This window comes from Enterococcus canintestini (assembly GCF_001885735.1).
Classification (GTDB): Bacteria; Bacillota; Bacilli; order Lactobacillales; family Enterococcaceae; genus Enterococcus_C; species Enterococcus_C canintestini.
In genome coordinates this window covers 1-1,270 of record NZ_JXKG01000047.1, presented here as the reverse complement: position 1 = coordinate 1,270, position 1,270 = coordinate 1, and the positions used below count along the sequence as shown (strand labels likewise).

The 1,270-nt window shown below is 42.0% G+C and carries 1 protein-coding gene; it reads right to left on the bottom strand.

Annotation, left to right across the window (positions count from 1 at the left end):
- Nucleotides 1-1,270 (bottom strand): pyruvate formate lyase family protein (locus tag RU96_RS12530; protein WP_143350978.1); only part of this gene is annotated, 1,270 nt, incomplete at both ends.

Below are 1,270 nucleotides of genomic sequence, written 5' to 3'. Positions count from 1 at the left end.
CGATTCGTGCATAGTCCGTGCGATGACGTCATCTTGTTGTTCTTTTGTTAACTTGATGAAGTTCACGGCATACCCAGATACCCGAATAGTTAATTGTGGGTATTTTTCTGGATGCGCTTGGGCATCTAGTAATGTGTCACGGTTGAAGACGTTAATGTTCAAGTGGTGACCACCTTTTGCAGCATACCCGTCTAACATGGTTGCTAAGTTTTCTTCTTGTGTTGCTTCATCGCGCCCTAATGCTTTTGGTACGATAGAGAATGTGTTTGAAATACCATCTAGTGAGTAATCGTATGGTAATTTCGCTACAGAAGAAAGACTAGCTAAAGCACCGTGAGTGTCGCGACCGTGCATTGGGTTTGCCCCTGGTGCGAATGGTTCACCGGCACGACGTCCGTCTGGTGTGTTCCCTGTTTTCTTACCATAAACCACATTAGACGTAATCGTAAGGATTGAAGTCGTATGTTTTGAGTCACGGTAAGTTTTGTTACGTTTTACTTTTGTCATGAAGGTCTTCAATAAGTTCACAGCGATTTCGTCTACGCGATCATCGTTGTTCCCATATTTTGGATAATCCCCTTCAATTTCGTAATCTTCTACGATACCATTTTCATCCCGAATTGTTTTAACTTTCGCGTATTTAATGGCAGATAATGAGTCAACGGCAACAGAGAAACCGGCAATACCAGTTGCCATGGTACGTAAGATATCAGTATCTTGTAACGCCATTTCAATGCGTTCGTAAGAATATTTGTCGTGCATGTAGTGAATGATGTTTAAAGTATTCACATAAAGTTCTGTGATCCAGTCCATCATTGTGTCATATTTTTCCATGACTTCGTCATACGCTAAGTATTCTGAAGTAATTGGTTGGAATTTAGGTCCGACTTGCGCTTTAGATTTTTCATCTACCCCACCGTTAATCGCATATAACAATGTTTTCGCTAAGTTGGCACGCGCACCGAAGAATTGCATTTGTTTACCAATACGCATTGCAGAAACACAACAAGCGATTCCGTAGTCGTCACCCCAATGTGGACGCATTACATCGTCGTTTTCATATTGGATGGCAGACGTTTGAATACTCATTTTCGCACAGAATGTTTTGAAGTTATGTGGCAAACGAGTTGACCATAAAACCGTTAAGTTTGGTTCTGGCGCAGGGCCTAAGTTTGATAACGTGTGTAAGAAACGGAAACTATTTTTTGTCACCATGTGGCGTCCGTCTTCTCCGACACCTGCGATTGATTCGGTTACCCAAGTTGGATCT